Source organism: Undibacterium sp. KW1, from assembly GCF_009937955.1.
Lineage (GTDB): Bacteria > Pseudomonadota > Gammaproteobacteria > Burkholderiales > Burkholderiaceae_D > Undibacterium.
Genome location: NZ_AP018439.1, coordinates 646,769 through 666,521, shown reverse-complemented (window position 1 = coordinate 666,521; position 19,753 = coordinate 646,769). Strand labels below are relative to the sequence as shown.

Sequence of the window (19,753 nt, the reverse complement as noted above, 5' to 3'; positions counted from 1 at the left end):
GTCAGATGACAGGCAAGGCATGGATAACCGATACAAAAAAAAGCGCTCCGGCATACGCCGCAAGCGCAGTTTTCTTATGATGAAAGACTGTTGATCAAAAGTCGTGATTGGCCGGGTAATTACTGAAGAAGTCATTATCCCAGCGAAAATTTGTCGCAGCGATGGTGACAGAAATATCCAGTGATTCTACAAAATGCCACCATCCCACAGGCAGGAATAATATCTCGCCCGGCTCCAATACACATTCCAGCACAGGCACATCCCGCATCTGAGGGAAGCGTGTCAGGTCGATGTTGCGGCCATCGACTGGCGTAAAGCAATGGCGTTCATTTTGCAGTTTGGCGAGGTGGCATGGCGCGATGAGTTTCACGCGCTTGCGTCCCATGATCTGCATCATGAAATTATTGGTCAGGTCATGGTGGAAAGGCGTAATCGTGCCCGCCGGGCCAAACCAGAAAAAACCCTGCTTGCCCTGATCGGTCTTCAGATACTCTGGCAATGAAGGCACGTCTTCCCACAGTTCATTAAGTGCTTTACGGTTGCTGGAATCATTATTCGCGGTCATGTACATGTCATTGCTATGACCATTTTTTTCTACCAGATCGACATACTCACCAAAGCACATCTGGCGTTTGTGGGCGATGCTGTTCATTTCATAATTGGCGTCGCTATTGCGGCCAAATTGCACTTCCACCTGACGCTCGGCAAAATGTTCGCTGAACCAGGCCAGGTTCCAGCGGCTGCGCGCCGGACAATCGTCCAGCATGCCGGTAATGATGACGGGGCGGTTTTGCTGGTAATAGTCATGCAAAAACTGTTCACCGGATAACTGCTGTTTGCGCTCCAGCGTCATCGGTTCTATCTGATCGAGTTTGGCCGAGATGGCCAATACCCAGTCACGCTTGTCGAGTCGGTTCTTGAGCCTTTGCACGCCTTGAAAATAGGGACTGGATAAAGCTGCACTGATTTCCAGTCGTGCTGTGTGCAGGCTGAAAGAATTTTTTTGCAAGACATTTTCCAGGGTTGCCGGGTGCGCGCCGAGCAGCAAATTTTCTGCGATCCAGCGACGCCATTCATCGCTCATGGGCTGGGCTGTTTGCTTTATTGGCGCATGCAAACCAAGTTGTGCATTCATGTACTTTCCTCTCGCTGAAAAAACTGCGGATGTGATGGTATTGTTCATCACACCCGCAGCCCTACACTATTAATGGACTATACCATTCCACTAATCAGGCTTATCGCCCTTTCCAGACTTCGCTACCCAGGGTACCGCTGGCATCGCCATCAAGCTCCCAGGTAAATGCGCCACGCAGGTTCTGGTCACGCACATACTTCATTTTAATGGCAATGACAGCAGGGTCATCATAACTCCACCATTCGCCATTATTGGTCAACAACATCAGTTGCTTGGTCACCGGATGCAGGGTGCGCGTACCGGTCTTGTTTTTCAAGACCTTGTAGTCTTCTATCCCTGCTTCATAAGTAGCCGGCGCTGGCCCACCAGTTGCCTGGTACAGGCCGTTTCCATTTGGCCCGGCACTGACGCCTTTCCAGCCACGCCCGTAGAATGGAATGCCCAGCAAGATCTTATTGCGTGGCATGCCAGCGGTGACCAAAGCCTGGATCGCATCATCACTATTGTACTTGGCCAGCACACCCGTGGATGGGTCTGCAGGGTCATGGTACAGCGGTGAATGGAAGTTGGTGGTGTTTTCCCAACCGCCATGGAAGTCATAGGTCATGACATTCACCCAATCCATGTACTGGCTATACAAGGCAGGCTCGGTCTGGGCGATTTTTTCAGTGCCCGCGCCTATCGCTGCAGTCAGCGCATAACGCTTGTTGTCGAGAGCCCCTTGCGCATCGAGTTGCGCACGGAATTCTGCCATCAACAAAGTGAAGTTATGTTTGTCGTTGACAGCATCAAAAGTGTTATACGGCTGCCCGCCACCGCCTGGGTATTCCCAGTCGATGTCGATACCATCAAACACACCTTTGGCTGCACCAGGACCACCGCGGCCATCCTGCACCGGCAAATCACCTGCGATGAATTGCTTGACGCAAGACTTCGCGAGTTGCTTGCGCAGGGCATCCGTCTTCGCTGCGGCAGAGAAGAACTTCGACCAGGTCCAGCCACCGAGTGAGATAAAGACTTTCAGGTTCGGATGCGCGGCCTTCAACAATTTCAGTTGCGCAAAATTGCCGGTGAGCTTGGCGTCCCAGGGTATGGTTTTGCCATCGACGGTGCGTGCTGGCTGACGCTGGTAATCGGCAAAGGCATCACCACCGGTACCCGCATCTGCTGGTGCCGGCACGTTATTGCCGGTCTCTGCCTTGGTCACCATATCGCATTCATAGCCGCCATTTTTTGCATACACATTGCCAAAGGCGTAGTTAATGAAGGTCAGTTGATCAGCGATGCTGGTCTGGACGCCATTGACTGGTGTCTGCGTGGTGTGGATATCTGCCACTTCATAGCCGCGGCCATACACACCCCATTGTGCAAAGTAGGAGCCAACTTCGCGGCCACCGACTGGTGTTGGTGTTGGTGTTGGTGTTGGTGTTGGTGTTGGTGTTGGTGTTGGTGTTGGTGTTGGTGTTGGTGTTGGTGTTGGTGTTGGTGTTGGTGTTGGTGTTGGTGTTGGCGTTGGCGTTGGCGTTGGCGTTGGCGTTGGTGTTGGCGTTGGGCAGGCACTGACAGTCACCGCAGTCCAGGCGCTGGTCCAGGCCCAACCTACACCGGGCTCATAAGCAGAAGCACCGGTAGAACACCAACCCGCGACATCGCAGCGATAATAGCCACCGGCATTGCTGACGACACTGCCTGCCAGATAACTGGTTCCTGCCACATAAGGCGCACACCCTGATGTAGGCGTAGGAGTGGGCGTCGGCGTTGGCGTCGGAGTAGGCGTCGGCGTAGGTGTCGGAGTTGGGGTCGGTGTTGGCGTGACCGTGCTTACTTCCCATGGTCCCCACTGTTCTGTGCCTGGCACATTCCCCTGCGTCCACCACTTGGCTTTATAGGTTACGCCCTGATAGGTAACGCAATTACCCTGGGTATAAACCTGAGTGCTGCTCCAGACTGCACAACTGCTGGGCACCTCTGCTGGCGGCATCGCCATGTGCGCACCGGCCTTCGGTGTGTCTGTCAAACTGCTGGTGTTACTTCCTCCGCCGCAGGCTGCCAGCATACCGCCGACCAGACTGAGCATGAGGTGATTAATGCGAATTCCAGTTCTATGTCTCATCCTATTCCCCTGAACTGTTGATAGATAAATGCCCCGGTTTTGTGGGGTCACTTTCGTCGTTCCTGTTTCATTTTGAGCAGAAACTGAAGCAACGATGTTGCTTAAATATCAGGCGGTCAAGTGGTTTTTTTTGAAACAAAATATTGTTACAAAGTAAGAGTCCAATTCAGCACATCGGGCTTTGGAAAGTAAAAACTGTGGGGCGTAAGGATAAAAACAGGTTAAACAATTCAGATACCATAACAATACCAATACTTACAATTAATTAAAGTGGTATTACCACTAAAAACAAGGTATAGGTTAAAAAATTGTCCATGATGCTGGCGTAAACTATCAGATAGTTACAAGCCGCCCTCCGGCAAAGACCAGGCCTGACCACATCGCCAGTACCAGCAGGATTTCTGGCATGTAGCTCCGCACAGGTACGCGTCGCACCAGCATCACCATGGCCGCCAGCATGGGCAAGAGCAGGCACGCTTCCATGATCAGGTTGCGCCAGAAAGCATAACTGACCAGCCCGGTATGTGAGGCCCCTGGCAGCAACACCAGGGGCAGGGAAAACTCAGTTGTTACAAACGGCCACAACAAAGGCAGAGCCCGTCCTACCAGCATATCAAGCAAGAGATGTGAGCATGCCGCCAACAGCAATATCCAGAAACCCGGCATGGCAGGCGATTGCCGTCCGACGCGGCGAACAAGGTAACAAGCAACTGCGCCTGTCATCAGGCAAAACAGCAGCGAATGCGTGAAGCGCTGTTCATAGCGCAGATGAAAAAACCAGATACCAAAATAATCAAAATCAGGAGCAATCGCCAGCAAGACCGGCAGAGCCATATTGACATGCAGCCGTGGCCGCTGATCCCTGCGGCAAAAATACAGCGTCAGGCCAGCAGCGACATGAGCCAGCAAAGAAGACATCGGTGAAGGTAGCCAAGTGGCAGCTAATAAAGATGCGCCAGCTTAGTCTTGCAGTGTGAAGTGTGTGTGCGGTGGGTGTGAAGTGGCTGAAAGACTATGGATAACTTTCAGCCCGGATAGTTTGGACAGCGGCTGCATAGGCAACTGGTAGTTGCAAAGTCTGACGGATATGAGACTGATAAAAGCGATTATCTGTTGGTCACAAAGTGGCAAACTTACATTCGCCACTCAGGCTGCTGTATTCGACTATCCGCTAAGCGTGGGGCAAGCTGTGAAGCGGACTAATCCGCATCACGCGGCCCCGGCATATTGCGGCCATTTTGATGCAGTACCAGACCGCTGATCTTGCCATCGGCCTGGCGCTGGAAGCTCAGTTGGGCATCGACGACCTTTAAAAAGAATTTGTCTTTTGCCTCGGCAAAGATAGCATTGCTGCCCTGGCCTGTGGCCTGCGCAAATAGCTGGCCTGACTGTTCGCTGATGATGAGTTTGAAGCCGGGTGCCAGAGTATAGCTGCCGACATATTGTTTAAGCTGTTCAGCAGGCAGGCTTATTTCTGTACGCCTGCTTGCGTTTGAAGCCGCTTCTGGAGCAGCCTCGCCTATGCGCGGTGCGGGCGAGGCATGGCCGTTCTGGTGCAGGGTCACTGACTGTATCTTGCCATTGGCATCACGCTCAAATTGCAGGCTGGCTTCAACCACTTTATAAAAAAATTCATCTTTCTTGCGCGGGAATACTGGCGCCTGTGGCTGCCCTGTCAATTGCGCCAACAGGCCATCTGGCCCGGCGCTGATGTTAAGGATGGCACCAGGGGCAAGCTGATAGCGCCCTGAGTATTCTGCCAGTTGTTTCGCGCTGAGCTTGTCGGTGGCTGTATTGCCGACATCGGCAGCAGGCGCTGCGGGCAGCAAAGCTGCCATGCCTATGTCATCAACATTGACGCTGGCATTGGCCAGCACCACGACACCACGCTGGCCATCTGCCGTAAAACCGATGAAGGATGCATAACCGCCCGTCATGCCGTTATGCCAGACCACAGTCTGACCGCGCACACTTTGCACATGCCAGGCCAAAGCGATCTGCAAACCCGGCATGCCGGTAGTACGTTGTGGCTGTTGTACCAGCTGCAAACCTGCCGGTACTTTGACATTGGCACCATGCATGTGTGCCTGCAAATAGCGCAGCATGTCTTGTGCGCTGGAACGCAAGGCCCCTGCACCTGCGAGTGTGGGCATGTCCCAGTTGGCGACAGTCTTGCCTTGAGCATCATGACCAATTGCCAGATTGTTTTGCATGTTGGCAGTCAGGGCGATGCCGGTATCTGCCATTCCCAGCGGCTTGGCAATGCGCTCCTGCACCAGCTCTGCATAAGACTTGCCAGCTCGCGCAGACAATGTCTGGCCCAGCAAGCCAAAGCCGAGGTTGGAATATTCATACTTTGCGCCTGGCGCACGTGTCAGTTGATAGCTGCGCAAAAAATCGCGCAGATTATTCTCTGAGTAATCTGCATAAGGGTTGTCCGCCTGCCTGGGCAAGAGATTCGCAGGCATCCGTGGCAAAGCTGAAGTCTGAGTAGCCAGATCCAGCAGGGTGATGGCACGGCCCTGATATTGCGGTATGGTGTAGGCAGGTAGCAGCGCTGCCACAGTATCATCAAGCTTGAGCACGCCACGCGCGTGCATGTCTGCCAGCAATAAGGCAGTGAAGGTTTTGCTGACTGAGCCGATTTCAAAAACGGTATTGGCATCGGGCAGGTGAGACTGTTTTTTGCCATCGGTACCATTGGTGACCAGGCCAAAGCCCTGTATTTTTTGCTCCTGGCCATTTACGGTAACGACCACCAAGCCAGGAATCGCGGCACTGCTGATGCGGGCGCTGGCGACTTTTTGCGCGGCTGCAGCGAAGTCTTCTGCCGCAGCGACTGGCCCCAGAATGAGGAGACTGCATACTGCGAGCAGGGTTGAAGATATCTTCATGAACATTCCTTTATGTATATTTTGCATGCCATTGGCAAAAAAATATGTACGTGCATTATGCAAAGATGCGCGATGCACCTGCCCGACCCTGTCACTGCATGACAACATTGCCCAGCAAAATGCTGCTCATATTACAACAAGACAAGTAAAAAAAGAACAATTCCAGAGCTGCTTTCTGACAAAACTGCCGCTGGGTCGCCTGGCAAGTGTGGCCGCTCAATGGCATACTGATGCCTGATCAGCTTTTACAGCAGTACCTGCACCTACCCTTATCTGCCCTTGTCTGCCCTTTTTCAGGAAATCCCCTTGCGACCTGCCGTTCTTCCAATTTTTCGTTTACTGCCCATCTGCTTATTTGTTTTATTTTGTTTATACGGTGCCAATGCACAGGCCAGTGTCGTCAACTCAAATTATGAAATCGACTGGGTGGCAAATACCAGCGCACGCGGGAATGATGGCGAAGTCTTATATCTGGGCAGGCGCTTGCGCACTGACGTGTTTTTACTCCCATATAACATTACAGATGAAGGATTTGTCATGGGCGTCAAGGGCAGTCCGACTGACTATTACCCCTTGTCGCCAGAGCGTATCAAAGAGCTGCAGCAAAACGGCATGCTGCCCACACCCTTGCCTGGCTACCGCATCAGGTTGATCGATTACCTCATCGGCAATGCCTTGTGGATGCCATTTCTTATCCTGCTTTTGTATCTGCTGTTGCGCATGACTCAAGTTGCACATGCACGCAAGAAAAAATTTGCCGACGAATTCACAGCTGCCGCATTGGGGCCTCTGGTCGCCAGCTACCAGAAAAACTGGTCGCTGCAGAAATTGCATTACTTGCTCCTGATTTTCTCTTATTTGCCACTCGCGATGGGCTGGACCATTGCGTCCTGGCCGGTTTTTTTGCTCGGCATTCTCCTTCTCACACCTTCGCTGCTCTTGATTGTCAGTCAGTTCAACTACCAAGTACATGTTTATGAAAAAGGCCTGACCGTACAGGGCCCTCTGGAGGCCGGATTGATCAGCTTCTCGACGGAGCTCAGCATTTATGAGAATCACGCACGTAACAGCACCAGCATGGCGGCGCTTTTTTCCGGGCGACTCAATGATTGCCTGATTTTAAAAAACCGTAGCTCCCGCAGCACTGAACTGATCATCCCCAACAATATCGCTAATATGGGTGAACTGCTGACCCGCCTGCGTCAATTGCAGGAAAAAATCCTTTTTCCACATTTATTGGAAAAATATGAACAAGGCGCAAGCCTGGATTTTTCTGCCTTAAAAGTACGCAAGACCCAGCTCATGACTGCAAACAAGGTGATCAATGCAAACGATATCGGCAGCATAGAGGTGAAGCATGTTCTGTACAGCACAACGTTGATCATCCGTGACAGGACAATGAAAAGAAGCTTGTTAAGCCTGAACTTGTCCGCACTGGCAAATTTTTGCGCCCTGATCCCTCTGCTGAACATGTATTTCAATCCAACGACCAGGCGGCCATTTCCGCAAGCAGCATCCCCTGTGCAAGCTGACCAGATGCAAACCCACAGCGCTGCCACCACGACTGATGCTGTAGCAGATTCCCTGCTGGCAGCCATCAGCGAGCGCCGGAAAACCGAGCCCTTGATCGGTGCCAGACTGGGTGGTAGAGAAATTCTCAAGCGCCTGATGGAAGCCATGAAAAATGACAAGGGCGTGCACATAGAATCGCTGTTGAGCATGCTGGGTGCGCTGGCTGGTTTTTCCTGCCAGATGAGCGCACGGGCTCAAATGCATGGCACGCCATCTGGAAATGCGGCAATCATCAAGGTGGAATGCGAAGATGGCACAAGCTACTTTATGGGCGATGCCATCAACCGTCCATTGGCAGAAAGCCAGTATTCAGTCTGGTCAATGATATGTGGCGCAGCCGAAAGCAATGGCGCAAAACTGCAAGACAGGCCCGACCTGCACGCACTCTTCAAGCATGTGAGCAACACCATGGGCAGTGCAGAATTTGGCAAGCCACGCTTGCCCAGTGGCTTTCCGGCGTCAGACACACCGCTCAATTACCTCAAGAATTTTTGGCCTGCCTTGCAACCCACGATAGAAAGATTTTGCGCCAGTCCTGATGAATGGCCCATCGCCTATGCCCTTGCCATACAGGATGTCATAGACCAGGTTAGCACCACCACGCCAGCGTATGTCGCTGTTGCCATCGCCATGGAAAGTGCGGTACCCATGTCCAAAATCAATCCAGCTTTGATCGGTATCCGGGTTCCGCAAAAAACATGATTGTGGCTTGCACCAGGCTTCACATATAAATCGCCTGCCAGCCAGTTGCCGGCATGATGAGGTTACCCTTTTCTTTGGCAACATCCTTGGCTGCAAAGCGGGCGCAATGGACTTTGTTTTTGAGAGGGTCGGTCGCGTCACTGTTAGCGGGCAATTGCTGTTCTTCACTGCCTTTGACCAGCACAGTCTGGTTTTGTCCTGCATAGCAAATACCTATGCTATTGACCGAGGGCATGAACAGGCGAAAATACCAGGGTACCAGTTCGTTGATGGCCATTTGTGCAGCCTCTATGCTTTCACTGATGTCGGCATATTTGAAGACATCTTGCGGCAGTTTGGGTAGCAGGAGGACATGAACTTCCATCGAGCCTTTTTTCTGGTTGGTCACAAACTCGGCACCATCGGCATAGGCGGCCTGGTCCAGCGGTACGTTGACAAAACCGGTTGCTGAAATGTCGAGCTGCTGGTGGGTACTCTTGCCGTCAAGGTAGATACTGAGGTTGGGTACCGGTGCGTGAGTTTTTGCCGAGGTGATGCGTATCTGTATCTGCACCTTGTCTTTGCTTGCCGCCCGTACTTTGGACATCAGCTCATACGCCACCTTATACGGCATGATGGCGGGGTCCCTGACGGCTTTGACTTCTACACTTTGAAATTCTTCTGCTGCAGCTTCAGCCGCGCTTGCGGATGAGCTTGCGGGCGTACTGGCAGGTGCACTTGCAGGCATACTTGCAGATAAGCTGGCCTGCGTTTGTGCCTGGCTACTATGTGCGGACATCATGAGCAGCGTGAGCATCAGCGTGGCGACATATCTGGCGGGAGTGAAAACAGAAACTGAGGGCATGTAACATTTCCTTGAATGATTATGCTGCCGGGGCGGGGTAATGCATCCCACCGGGCAGCCTGTACCTGCATCCCACGCAGCAAAATTTGGGGAGAAACAGACACAACAATTTTCAAAGTGTCCTCACTTTTGATACATGGTGCTATATTTTTGGACAAAGTACTGGATTTTTATCCTCAGGGCACTGCCTGGCAGAACTAATTTGTAAATTTATTACTCATTATCAATTTATCTCAGGCTCACTTCACCTCAATCGCTTCTACCCTGATCAATTCGCAGGCACCTGCGCCGGTGTCATCACGGGTCAGGGATGAACGCCAGTGCCAGCCATCGGCAGCTTTGGCCTCAACCAGTTGGCCGCGTATCTTGACGACCTGGCCGACGCGCACATCTTTCATGATTTTTTCCAGCGCGGGCGTGGTGGGTATCAAATGCATGTTCGCGCTGTGGGTGGCGATTTCTGCAGGTGGCCTTGGTGGCTCTTTTTCCCAGCGATAGAAATAAAAACGGTTGCTCTGGCCTATCGACAACTGATCAAGCACCGCCGTATCAGACATGGAACCCCATCCCAGCGCCAGATCTACCGGGGCCAGCTCGGCTTCGCGGTCAGATGAATAAGTCTGCTTCGACAAGACGCGTGCCTCTACCGTAAAGTCTGCCAGCGCAGTCAGCTTGTAATTATTTTGATCGTAAGCCTTGCCAGAGCCTGAGGTTTGTACAGGGTCATTCGGCGCGATACTGCCTGGTGGCACTGGCAAAGGACGATTACGCCAGTGTTGTACAGCAAAGAACAGGATGATTGCGGCAACGATCCATTTCCATAGTGACATAATTGATTTACCTAAACACGAATGTGGAATTTCAAAAATATATTTGTTACCTGTATCTTATTTGAATTTGTTTCTCAGGTATATTCTTTGCATCTGAACTCTTGCGGCGCTGTCTTCGATTCGCCACTATTTTAAATGCACTTTTATGCAAGCTATTTTTTTTTGCGGCGACACCCACGGTAATTTCCAGCATGTGATTGATGCGGTGCTGGACAAACGCCCTGCCGCCATCATCTTCCTCGGAGATTTGCAAGCTCGCCAGCCGCTGGAAATCGAGCTGGCAGCCATCGTTGATCTGACTGAAGTCTGGTATATCCACGGCAACCATGACACAGATACCGATGCCGACTACGACCACCTGTTTGGCTCAGCCCTGGCTGGCCGCAACCTGCATGGGCGCATAGTTGATGTTGCCGGTTACCGCATCGCCGGTCTGGGTGGTGTGTTCAGGGGTCATATCTGGATGCCGCCGGGGCCAAAGAAATTCCAGACGCAAAGAGAATATACGCAGAAAGCAGGTAAAGAAAACCGCTGGCGTGATGGCTTGCCGCGCAAGCATTACAGTTCCATCTTCCCTACCGACTACAACTACCTCGCCAGCCAGCGTGCCGACATCCTGGTCACGCATGAAGCCCCCAGTGCCCACCCGCACGGCTTTGCCACCATCGATGAACTGGCCCGCAGCATGCGCGTGAGCCGCAGCTTCCACGGTCATCATCACGACCGCATCGACTACAGCGAACATCAGGAACGCCTGGGTTTCAAAGCACAGGGAGTGGGTTTGTGTGGAGTATCGGACATAGACGGTAACGTCATAGTCGCGGGCAAGCATGATCATGAAGTGCCCTGGGCGACGCTGCATAGACGTAGATAAGCAGACCTAAGTAAATAGACGTAGATAAGCAGGTGAATTGAACAAACCCTGGGTGTCACAAAGCTGCCAGCCTCTGCCTGACTGCATACCACGACCAGTTCAAGTTCACACCCAGGCTGGCCAGCACGATCAGCATCAGTCCCGCCATTTGCAGCAGACTAATGTGTTGCCCATACACAAGATAATCCACACCTAGCGCCGTCGCCGGATAGATAAAGGTCAGCACCGCAATTGCCGTCGTAGGCATTTTGGGTAATGCGCCATAGATCAAGACATAGGCCAGCGCGGTAGGCATCAGGCCCAGCCCTACCAGCCATGCCCATTGCTGCATCCTGATGCCATCAACCGGGATAGTGACCAAACCGGCCAGCAAGACCATGCCCACCAGGCAGTGTATCAGTGCAATCAGATGTGCTGGCATATTGCGCATGGCGCGGGTGGTCAGGGTCACACCGGCGTAGGCGCAGGCACCTGTCAGTGTCAGCAGCAAACCTGTCAGGTATTGCTTATTTATTTGCCCACTCAGCTGTATTCCACTCACTTGCAAGCCACAGGCCAGCACCAGTCCGGCAAAGCCCAGGCATATCCAGGCCAGTTTATTGGTGGCGATTTTTTCACGGAACAGCACTGCTCCCAACAGCAGGACGATAAACGGCTGCACATGAAAAACAATCGTGGTGACCGAGATGCCTATGCGCTGTATCGCTGCAAAAAAGGTCACCCAGTTCACCACCATGAGCACACCGCCAAATACTGCCAGCCCCAGGTTCTTGCGTGAGAAATTGGTAGCGACAAACATGCCTTTGTAAGCGCAATACAGTGCCAGCGCGATGGCGGCAAACAGGCAGCGGAAGAATACCGTCGTCACCGCATCCAGACCAGCTTCATGAATAAAAATCCCCAGCGTTGCCAGCATCAGCATGGCGGCGATGTACGCCAGTGTGGCCTTGCGGTTGTAAGGAATGGCGGCTGATGGCGCAGGCATGTTTTGCTCTCTGATTGATTATTGCGCTATCATGAATTTTGTCCATGCATCAGACAAGCTGATTAAATTGAAGTCATACTTTCGAATAACTGAATCATGAATTTATCTGAACTCAACCTCAGCCAGTTGCGCACCTTTGTGCTGGCCGCCGAACGCCTGAGCTTTGTCAGCGCGGCAGAAGCAGTGCACAGGTCACAGGCCGCAGTCAGCATGCAGATCAGCAAGCTTGAGACCAGTCTGGGCCAACCCCTGTTTGAACGGCATACCCGGCGCATCGCCCTGACGCTCGCAGGTGAAACCCTGTTGCCCTATGCACGCCAGTTATTGCAGACTGAGCAGGCGGCACTGAATGCATTACGTACACAACAAGTGGTGGGCAAGGTGGTGCTGGGTTCACCGGATGATTATGTATCCTCGCTACTGCCCGCTGTGCTGGAGCGGTTTTCCAAGAGATTTACTGGCGTAGAAATAGAGCTGGTGTGCCTGCAAAGCCTGCTACTTAGACCTCTACTTAAGAAAGGTGCCATCGACCTGGCCTTCGTCACCCGCGATGAAGGCCTCGACGGTGCCTTCATACGCCGTGAACCCATGGTCTGGGTAGGCGCAGAAAAACACGCCGTCTGGAAGAAAAGCCCACTACCAGTCGCCCTGTACGACAAAGGCTGCGTCGCCCGCGCCCATACCCTGGCAGCGCTGGAAAAAAGCAATCTGCCGTATTACTCCACCTACAGCAGCCCCAGCCTGCTAGGCATACTCGCGATGGTAGAAGCAGGCCTGGCGATCGCCGCACTGGCCGAATGCAGCGTCCCAGCACATCTGGTACGGCTGGGGAAAGCGGAAGGATTGAAACCAATAGCGCCGCTGGACATTGTGTTGATCAAGGGCCGCAAAAATAATTCGCCTGCGGCGGAGTGTCTGGCGAATGAGATTATGCAGGGGTTGAGTGAGCGGCGTGGGGTGTAGCGCGACCTAGGTCATTGCAACAATAACGCTGTGGCTATCCACAAACTGCTCAAAGCGGATGATCTTTTCATCCTTTAATTGCCATAGATGGGCGACTCTGGCTGTGAAAGATTTTTGGCTCGCCTTATGCGTACCGCTATAAGTGCCATAAGCTACGACCTTGTCGCTGCTGGCGACGTAATCTTCTACGGTGAATTTGTAGTCCAGCCATTCTGTGGCGAGACGGTAGAAGACATTCTTTTGTATGTCGGCGAAGCCAATATAAGTTCCGGCATAGGGAAAACCTTTCGCCTCGGTCCAACTGGCGTCTGTCGCCAGATAGTGTTGGAGGTTCTTGCCGTTTTCTTCCGAGGTCTTACCTTCGTATGTACTCTTGATGATATCGAGGTTGCTCATATTTTTTACGCTTCGCAGGTAGCAACATGGCGAACAATGTTCGCCATGTTTGATAACGTTCTAGTGAATTGACTGAACCAGACTTACCACTTCATCTCACCTTTATTCACCTTCGCACCAATATCCAGAGACAAACCTGGTGGCGCATCAGGATAGGCTTTTTTCATGGCATCAATCAGCTCTGCTCCGGTCTTGGTCGCAGCTGCATTTTTCTCAAACGACAGCAAATAAGCCTTGGTATAAGTGATGGCGCTGATATCAACGGCGGTGCCAGATTTCATGTGGCCGGGCACGACAGTATTTGGTTGCAAGGCAGCCATTTCATCCAGTTGTGCGACCCAGGCGCTACGTTCTGCCACGGTCTGGGTATCTGCTGTCCATACATGCAGGTTACCAAATACGCCTATGTTGCCGACGATGGCTTTGATGGAAGGGATCCAGAAGTAAGGGCGGTGTGCCAGCAAACCTTGGTTGCCACGCAGCTCGACCACTTGGCCATCCACGGTCAGACTATTGCCGCTCAAGGCTTTTGGCAGGACTGGTGTGCGCGGTGCATTCGCGCCCATCTTTGGGCCCCAGAAAGCGACCTTACCTGCAACTTTGGCTGTCAGTTTTTCCAGCACGGCGGGTGTGGCGACAACATCGGCTTGCGGGAAGATTTCTTTGAGGGTTTCTACGCCAAAGTAATAATCAGGATCAGCCTGGCTGACGAGTATGGTTTTCAGTTGCTTGCCGCTATCAAGCACATTGGCAGCGATGCGCAAGGCATCTGCACGGGTGAAACCGGCATCAATGACCATGGCTTCTTTTTCGCCATAGACCAGGGTGGAGTTGACATTAAAGCTATTGCCGTCAGCGTTATAGACTTTGACTTGCAAGGGTGTTGCTGCCTCGGCAGAGGCAAAAGTGACAGCGAGGGTGGTGGCCAGGATGGTAGTGCGCAGCATGGTGGGCTCCAGATTTTAAGGGGTTTTGAATCTGTATTGATTCAGTGCTTGCAGTTTAATTTCATTTTTTAGCCAGATAAACCAGCTAAAATGCACATAACTGTTTCAATATTCGAGCAAATGGCAGATAGATCATGGACAGACTGACAGCGATGCGGGTGTTTTGCGAGGTGGCGACCAGTGGCAGCTTCAGCGCCACGGCAGACAAGCTGGACATGTCGCGTGCCATGGTGACGCGTTATGTGAGTGAGCTGGAAAGTTGGCTGAATGCCCGCCTGCTGCAAAGAACCACGCGTAGCGTGACGTTGACGGATGCGGGTGAACAATGCCTGCGCCGCAGCCAGCAAATGCTGGCGTTGATGGAAAATATAGAAGAAGAAACCCGCAGCGATGATGCAGAATTGCGCGGGCAATTGCGGCTGACTTGCAGTACCTCGTTTGCCTTTGGTCATCTGGCGCGTGTCATCAGCAAGTTCCTGGCGCAACATCCATTGCTGAAAATAGACCTGCATGTCGGTGATGGCACCGTCAACCTGGTTGAGGCGCGCATAGACCTGGCGATACGTATCAGCAGCGAGCCTGATCCTTTGTTGATCGCGCGGCCACTTGCGATCTGTGACTCTGTGCTGGTCGCCGCGCCGTCTTATGTGCAGCAGGCGGGTGTGCCACAACACCCGCAGGACTTGCCTGCCCATCGCTGTTTAAGCCATGCCAATTATGGCCGCAATACCTGGCGCTTTGTGCGTGGGGATGAGCATGTGCAAACCGATATCGCCAGCCACTTCAGTGCCAATGATGCGACGGTGTTGTTGCAGGCGGTGTTGGCCGGCTCCGGCATCGCCCTGTTGCCGACTTACCTGATGGGTGATCATCTGGACAAGGGTGATTTGCAAATCATCTTGCCGGAGTGGACGGCACCGCCCATGACTATTTATGCCCTCTTCCCTTCACGTCGCCACTTGTCGCCTGCGGTGCGGGCCTTGCTGGATTTTTTGGTGGAAGAATTTGCCAGCCAGCCATGGTGAGTAAATGCCTACAGGCCCTGGTTCCATGCCGTCTTTGAAATCAGCATTACACTCCGCATACTCTCAGCCATTCAGTAAAGAACAAACGTGCCTGATGTGCGAGGTCCAGCGCATGCGCAGCGGCCTGCTGGCGCATCTGCGCTATCGATAATTTCTCATGTGCCATTTCATAGGCATGCCCGACATACCAGGCTTCCAGCCCTGATGCCGTGACCTCCGGGTGGCACTGGAATGCCAGACCATGTTTGCCCCAGCTATATGCCTGGTTGTGGCAAGCCTCGCTCGATGCCAGCAATTGTGCGCCCTGCGGCAAATCGAAGGTATCGCCATGCCAGTGGAACATATTGCAATGCCTTGCATCAAAATGCCGCACTGGCGTGTCCTTGCCCTCGTTTGTCATCTTCAGCGGAAACCAGCCTATCTCTTTGGCAGCCGCCGGATAAACATTGCCCCCCAGCGCACGCGCCATGATTTGCGCCCCCAGGCAGATGCCCAGCGTGGGCAAGTCTGCATGCAGGCGTTGCTGCAGGAAATACACCTCTTGCAACAAGAAGGGATAATTGTCATCTTCGTAGGCACCGATAGGGCCGCCCAGCACGATGCACACATCGGCCGCCAGCGGGTCTAGCGCAGCCCAGCCCTGGGTACAGGCGTTAACTTCCTGAATGTTGAAATCCTGCTCTTTCAGCAGGGCAAGAAAACTGCCCGCATCTTCAAAAGCGACGTGGTGGATGATCAGGGCAGTTTTCATGGGGGCTCCTCAATATGGCTTTGCTTGCATGGTCCCGAGTATGTTGCAACTTGCACTGTGGACATTTGCGCGGACAAATCAACGCGATTCCAATAAACAATATAGTCTTGAATTTGCTAATTTCAAAACGCGCCGTGTCATATTGATGAGGCTGATGATTGGAAATTTGTAGGCTGGGCCGGGCCTTTCTAGCATTGTAGGTTGGGCTACGGTTTACCAGCCCAACACTGGGCGTTTAATTGACGCATACGTTGATTGAGGCCGAGTGTTGGGCTGATAACCCGTAGCCTAGCGAGGCCCGGCCCAACCTACAAGAAACTTAACCTAAGAGTTACTTCCCCTTCATCCCCATCTTTTCCAGGGTCAGGGTCTCGTCCGCCCTGCCCCAGCCACCATCGGTCACTTCTTCGACCAGCACCATGGTATAGGGGCGCACGCCTTCGCCGAAATATTCGACAAACATGGTGGTGGTACGGTGAATGATTTCTTCTTTACGGGCAGCATCGATGATGCCTTCAGGGAATTTGAAATTGGCAAATGGCATGATTATTTCCTTTAAAATAAATTAGGCGAAACCGCCGTTGACACGTAATACTTGTGAATTGACCCATACACCATCAGGGCCAGCCAGGAAGGCAACCGCTGATGCAATTTCTGCTGGCGTGCCTATGCGTTCCATGGGATTCATCCTGGCGATGTTACTGACCTGCTCTTCCGTTTTGCCTTGAAAGAACATCTCAGTGCCTACCGGCCCTGGGGCAATCGCATTGACGGTGATATCGCGTCCACGCAATTCATTGGCCAGCACATGCACCAAACCTTCTACTCCTGCCTTGCTGGCGATATAGGGGCCATAGGCAGGAAAGGATTTGGCGATCACGCTGGTCGATAGTGCGATGATGCGCCCGCCCTTTTCTACATGCTGCGCCGCCTGTGCCAGTACCAGGAAAGTGCCGCGCAAATTGATGGCGATGAGTTTGTCAAAGGCATCAACATTGCTGGTGTTGATGGTGGTCATCGTCATGCTGCCAGCACTGTTGACGACCACATCTATGCGGCCAAACACTTCTTTGGCGGTGGTAAACAATTGCGCCACATCTTCAGGCTTGCTGACATCGCCCTGCACGGCGATAGCCTTGCCCCCTGCCGCCTGTATGGCGCCGATAGTTTCCTGCGCCTTGCTCACATTGCCTGCGTAATTGACGACGACAGCAAAACCATCTGCCGCCAGGCGCAGGGAGATGGCCTGCCCTATGCCGCGTGAACCACCGGTGACGATGGCGGTTTTTGTTATTTCATTGTTCATGTTTTTTCCTTAATCCAGATTGCACAGACTGATGCGTCTGTCTGGTTCACACTTTAAGCATTCAACCCAGCAAGATAAATACTGATAAACTCAGAACATAATTCAACACAGCTCAACAATCATGGACAAACTGGACACCCTGCAACTGTTTACCCGCATCGTTGAAACCGGCAGTTTCAGCCGGGCAGCGGATATGCTGGACATCCCCCGGGCCAGCGCCACCCATGCCATCAAGCAGCTGGAAACACGCCTGGGCACTCGTCTGCTCGAGCGCACCACGCGCCAGGTGCGCACCACGCTGGACGGCCAGGCTTTTTATGAGCGTTGCGTGCATATCATCAGTGAACTTGATGATGCCGAGGCATCGATGCGCCATGTGGCCGCCAATCCGCGTGGGGTCTTGCGGGTCGATATGCATGGCACCCATGCGACGCAAGTGGTGCTGCCACGCATACATGAGTTTCGTGAGCGCTACCCCGGCATAGACCTGGTGGTCAGCAGTGGTGACCGCCTGGTCGATCTGGTGCGCGAAGGTGTTGATTGCGTGATACGCGGCGGCAACCCACGAGATTCAACTCTGGTAGCACGCCGACTGGCACTGATGCCGCAAGTACTATGCGCGAGCCCTGCCTATCTGGCCAGATTTGGCACACCACATCACCCGGATGATTTGATGTTGCACCAGGCCGTCAGGTTCTTTTCCAGCACGACCGCGATAGACTATCCCATCGTGCTCAATATCGACGGCCGGGTGAAGGAATTTGACGTCGGCGGCTGGATGACAGTCAATGATGCCGAGAACTATGTGACCTGCGCCCTTGCTGGCTGCGGCCTGATACAACTGCCGCGCTTCCACATCGCCGACGCCTTGCGCGATGGCCGTCTGGTAGAAGTGCTGGCAGACTGGCAGAGCCCACCCTTGCCGGTTACGGCGCTGTACCCCTACCGCCGCCAGCTATCACCACGCGTGCGGGTGTTTGTGGATTGGCTGGTGGGTTTGTATGAACAGAAGTTTGGGGTCTTGCCTGTGACAACCAAAGGAGAAATAAGCTGATGAAAATTCGTTTACCAGTCTTGTGGAGCAGGACTGCTGATGTTGATTACGGTGCAGAGCAATTAACACTATCAGAAATGCAGATATGTAGGTTGGGCTACGGGTTATCAGCCCAACACTGGGCCTTCAAATGACGTATAAGATGGCCGAGGCCGAGTGTTGGGCTGATGAAGCGTAGCCCAACCTACAACGCTGTACACTGGGTTGGAATGGCGAGTATTGGTGATTATATTTACCTGAATTTCAGTTGCTACGAAGCGCATTATGACATCCTGCTTCAACAGGAAGGCACGCAATTATTTGTTCATTATTTCAGCGCTGACATCTGCGGTTTAATCGAACGATACATCGCATACAAAAAGCTCCCATCAAGTGAAAATACAGGTCTCAAATCATTGATGGCAAGAGCTGTCGCACTGAAGGATAGCTTTGGTGATTACCTGTTCATTGATGTGTAGCGTTGTAGGTTGGGCTACGCCTCGCCAGACTACGCGTTGTAAGTTGGGTTGGATCTCGCTAACTCGTAGGTTGGGCTACGGGTTATCAGCCCAACACTGGGCTTTCAAATGACGTATACGATGGCTGAGGCCGAGTGTTGGGCTGATAACCCGCAGCCCAACCTACGCCACTACGCCCGACAATTTTTCATCCGGCACTCGTCAACAAATCACAACTCCACCATCACCTCAAAGCCACCATAAATCATGCGTTTTCCATCGCAGGGCATGGGATTGGCTTCCTGGTTCAGGCGCGGGTCCTGCATGGCTTTTTCCCATCCGGTATTGCGCGCTTCTTTTGATGGCCAGGTCATCCAGGAAAAGACCACGGTTTCATCTTCCTTGCATTGCACGGCCAGGGGGAAAGAAGTCAGCTTGCCGGGTGGCACATCATCGCCCCAGCATTCGACAATGCTGAGCACGCCGTATTCCTTGAACACCGGCGAGGTTTTTTCCGAATACAGGCGATAGGCTTCCCGGTTGGCATTGGGCACTGCGAGTACAAATCCGTCAACGTAGCTCATGCTGAAACTCCTGGTCTGGCAAAGATAAATGAAGGATGAAGCTGATGGATTTTTGAACTATCCAAAGCATCAAAAAAAGCAACCGTATTTGTCGCTGTGCTTGAATTCTAGTGCAAAGATTTGGCCTGATGTTAAGTATTTTTTGTCACCATGCAGTGCGCATGCCCTGTTTGATTTTCCTTGACCATGCCTCAATTTCATCCACGATTAGTTCTGGATATAAATCGATTTAATCCAGGATTGATTTTGAATGTACATGAATTTAATCCAGTTCTAGCCCGGCTGATTCCTGATTCCCTTAACTTGATTCCCTTAACCTGATTCCTGATTCCCTTACCCCT

At 52.6% G+C, this 19,753-nt stretch carries 19 protein-coding genes; 6 read left to right on the top strand and 13 right to left on the bottom strand.

What is annotated here, in order from left to right; translation table 11 throughout:
* Nucleotides 1-94: 94 nt before the first annotated feature.
* The 4 genes from UNDKW_RS03075 to UNDKW_RS03060 form a co-directional block, all read right to left on the bottom strand.
* The gene (locus tag UNDKW_RS03075; RefSeq protein WP_174247561.1) at nucleotides 95-1,135 is read right to left on the bottom strand and encodes a cupin-like domain-containing protein; all 1,041 of its coding nucleotides are present in this window, start codon (nucleotides 1,133-1,135) and stop codon (nucleotides 95-97) included.
* Nucleotides 1,136-1,235: 100 nt separating this feature from the next.
* Nucleotides 1,236-3,248, bottom strand: coding sequence for a glycosyl hydrolase family 18 protein (locus UNDKW_RS30240; RefSeq protein ID WP_304941454.1), 2,013 nt, complete (start codon nucleotides 3,246-3,248; stop codon nucleotides 1,236-1,238).
* Between the two features lie 333 nt (nucleotides 3,249-3,581).
* Nucleotides 3,582-4,166, bottom strand: a complete 585-nt coding sequence (locus tag UNDKW_RS03065) for a metal-dependent hydrolase (RefSeq protein ID WP_162057528.1) — start codon at nucleotides 4,164-4,166, stop codon at nucleotides 3,582-3,584.
* Between the two features lie 281 nt (nucleotides 4,167-4,447).
* Entirely contained in the window at nucleotides 4,448-6,142 is a 1,695-nt protein-coding gene (locus UNDKW_RS03060; RefSeq protein WP_162057527.1) for a serine hydrolase, read from the bottom strand.
* A 279-nt stretch (nucleotides 6,143-6,421) separates the two neighbouring features.
* Between UNDKW_RS03060 and UNDKW_RS03055 the strand changes: the two genes are divergently transcribed.
* Nucleotides 6,422-8,416: a DUF6585 family protein gene (locus tag UNDKW_RS03055; RefSeq protein ID WP_232063220.1), complete on the top strand. Its 1,995-nt coding sequence runs from the start codon at nucleotides 6,422-6,424 to the stop codon at nucleotides 8,414-8,416.
* Between the two features lie 19 nt (nucleotides 8,417-8,435).
* On the opposite strand, the gene UNDKW_RS03050 is transcribed toward UNDKW_RS03055, so the two are convergent.
* Together UNDKW_RS03050 and UNDKW_RS03045 are read right to left on the bottom strand one after the other, a co-directional pair.
* Nucleotides 8,436-9,260 (bottom strand): hypothetical protein, encoded by an 825-nt coding sequence (locus UNDKW_RS03050; RefSeq protein ID WP_162057525.1) that lies wholly within the window; start codon nucleotides 9,258-9,260, stop codon nucleotides 8,436-8,438.
* 239 nt (nucleotides 9,261-9,499) lie between these two features.
* A complete protein-coding gene (locus UNDKW_RS03045) occupies nucleotides 9,500-10,090 on the bottom strand; it encodes a hypothetical protein (protein WP_162057524.1) in 591 nt (196 codons plus the stop codon).
* A gap of 145 nt (nucleotides 10,091-10,235) precedes the next feature.
* On the opposite strand from UNDKW_RS03045, the gene UNDKW_RS03040 reads away from it, so the two are divergent.
* Nucleotides 10,236-10,964, top strand: a complete 729-nt coding sequence (locus UNDKW_RS03040; RefSeq protein ID WP_162057523.1) for a metallophosphoesterase — start codon at nucleotides 10,236-10,238, stop codon at nucleotides 10,962-10,964.
* Nucleotides 10,965-11,019: 55 nt separating this feature from the next.
* Here UNDKW_RS03040 and UNDKW_RS03035 read toward each other — a convergent pair whose 3' ends face one another.
* Entirely contained in the window at nucleotides 11,020-11,949 is a 930-nt protein-coding gene (locus UNDKW_RS03035) for a DMT family transporter (RefSeq protein ID WP_162057522.1), read from the bottom strand.
* Nucleotides 11,950-12,045: 96 nt separating this feature from the next.
* Here UNDKW_RS03035 and UNDKW_RS03030 point away from each other — a divergent pair, with 96 nt between their 5' ends.
* Complete coding sequence (locus UNDKW_RS03030; RefSeq protein ID WP_162057521.1) at nucleotides 12,046-12,912, top strand: LysR family transcriptional regulator; 867 nt, start codon at nucleotides 12,046-12,048, stop codon at nucleotides 12,910-12,912.
* 6 nt (nucleotides 12,913-12,918) lie between these two features.
* Here the strand turns inward: UNDKW_RS03030 and UNDKW_RS03025 are convergent, their stop codons facing one another.
* Both UNDKW_RS03025 and UNDKW_RS03020 read right to left on the bottom strand, forming a co-directional pair.
* On the bottom strand, nucleotides 12,919-13,308 hold the full coding sequence (locus tag UNDKW_RS03025) for a nuclear transport factor 2 family protein (protein WP_162057520.1): 390 nt from the start codon (nucleotides 13,306-13,308) through the stop codon (nucleotides 12,919-12,921).
* 83 nt (nucleotides 13,309-13,391) lie between these two features.
* Entirely contained in the window at nucleotides 13,392-14,255 is an 864-nt protein-coding gene (locus tag UNDKW_RS03020; RefSeq protein WP_162057519.1) for an MBL fold metallo-hydrolase, read from the bottom strand.
* A gap of 134 nt (nucleotides 14,256-14,389) precedes the next feature.
* Between UNDKW_RS03020 and UNDKW_RS03015 the strand changes: the two genes are divergently transcribed.
* Nucleotides 14,390-15,280 (top strand): LysR family transcriptional regulator, encoded by an 891-nt coding sequence (locus tag UNDKW_RS03015; RefSeq protein WP_162057518.1) that lies wholly within the window; start codon nucleotides 14,390-14,392, stop codon nucleotides 15,278-15,280.
* Nucleotides 15,281-15,326: 46 nt separating this feature from the next.
* Here UNDKW_RS03015 and UNDKW_RS03010 read toward each other — a convergent pair whose 3' ends face one another.
* The 3 genes from UNDKW_RS03010 to UNDKW_RS03000 form a co-directional block, all read right to left on the bottom strand.
* Complete coding sequence (locus UNDKW_RS03010) at nucleotides 15,327-16,031, bottom strand: glutamine amidotransferase (RefSeq protein ID WP_162057517.1); 705 nt, start codon at nucleotides 16,029-16,031, stop codon at nucleotides 15,327-15,329.
* Between the two features lie 331 nt (nucleotides 16,032-16,362).
* Entirely contained in the window at nucleotides 16,363-16,575 is a 213-nt protein-coding gene (locus tag UNDKW_RS03005) for a tautomerase family protein (protein WP_162057516.1), read from the bottom strand.
* A 21-nt stretch (nucleotides 16,576-16,596) separates the two neighbouring features.
* On the bottom strand, nucleotides 16,597-17,337 hold the full coding sequence (locus tag UNDKW_RS03000; protein WP_162057515.1) for an SDR family oxidoreductase: 741 nt from the start codon (nucleotides 17,335-17,337) through the stop codon (nucleotides 16,597-16,599).
* Between the two features lie 121 nt (nucleotides 17,338-17,458).
* Between UNDKW_RS03000 and UNDKW_RS02995 the strand changes: the two genes are divergently transcribed.
* Together UNDKW_RS02995 and UNDKW_RS02990 are read left to right on the top strand one after the other, a co-directional pair.
* Nucleotides 17,459-18,391: a LysR family transcriptional regulator gene (locus UNDKW_RS02995; protein ID WP_162057514.1), complete on the top strand. Its 933-nt coding sequence runs from the start codon at nucleotides 17,459-17,461 to the stop codon at nucleotides 18,389-18,391.
* Between the two features lie 167 nt (nucleotides 18,392-18,558).
* Nucleotides 18,559-18,849, top strand: coding sequence for a hypothetical protein (locus UNDKW_RS02990; protein ID WP_162057513.1), 291 nt, complete (start codon nucleotides 18,559-18,561; stop codon nucleotides 18,847-18,849).
* Nucleotides 18,850-19,058: 209 nt separating this feature from the next.
* On the opposite strand, the gene UNDKW_RS02985 is transcribed toward UNDKW_RS02990, so the two are convergent.
* On the bottom strand, nucleotides 19,059-19,412 hold the full coding sequence (locus tag UNDKW_RS02985; RefSeq protein WP_162057512.1) for a DUF1428 domain-containing protein: 354 nt from the start codon (nucleotides 19,410-19,412) through the stop codon (nucleotides 19,059-19,061).
* Nucleotides 19,413-19,753: the final 341 nt, after the last annotated feature.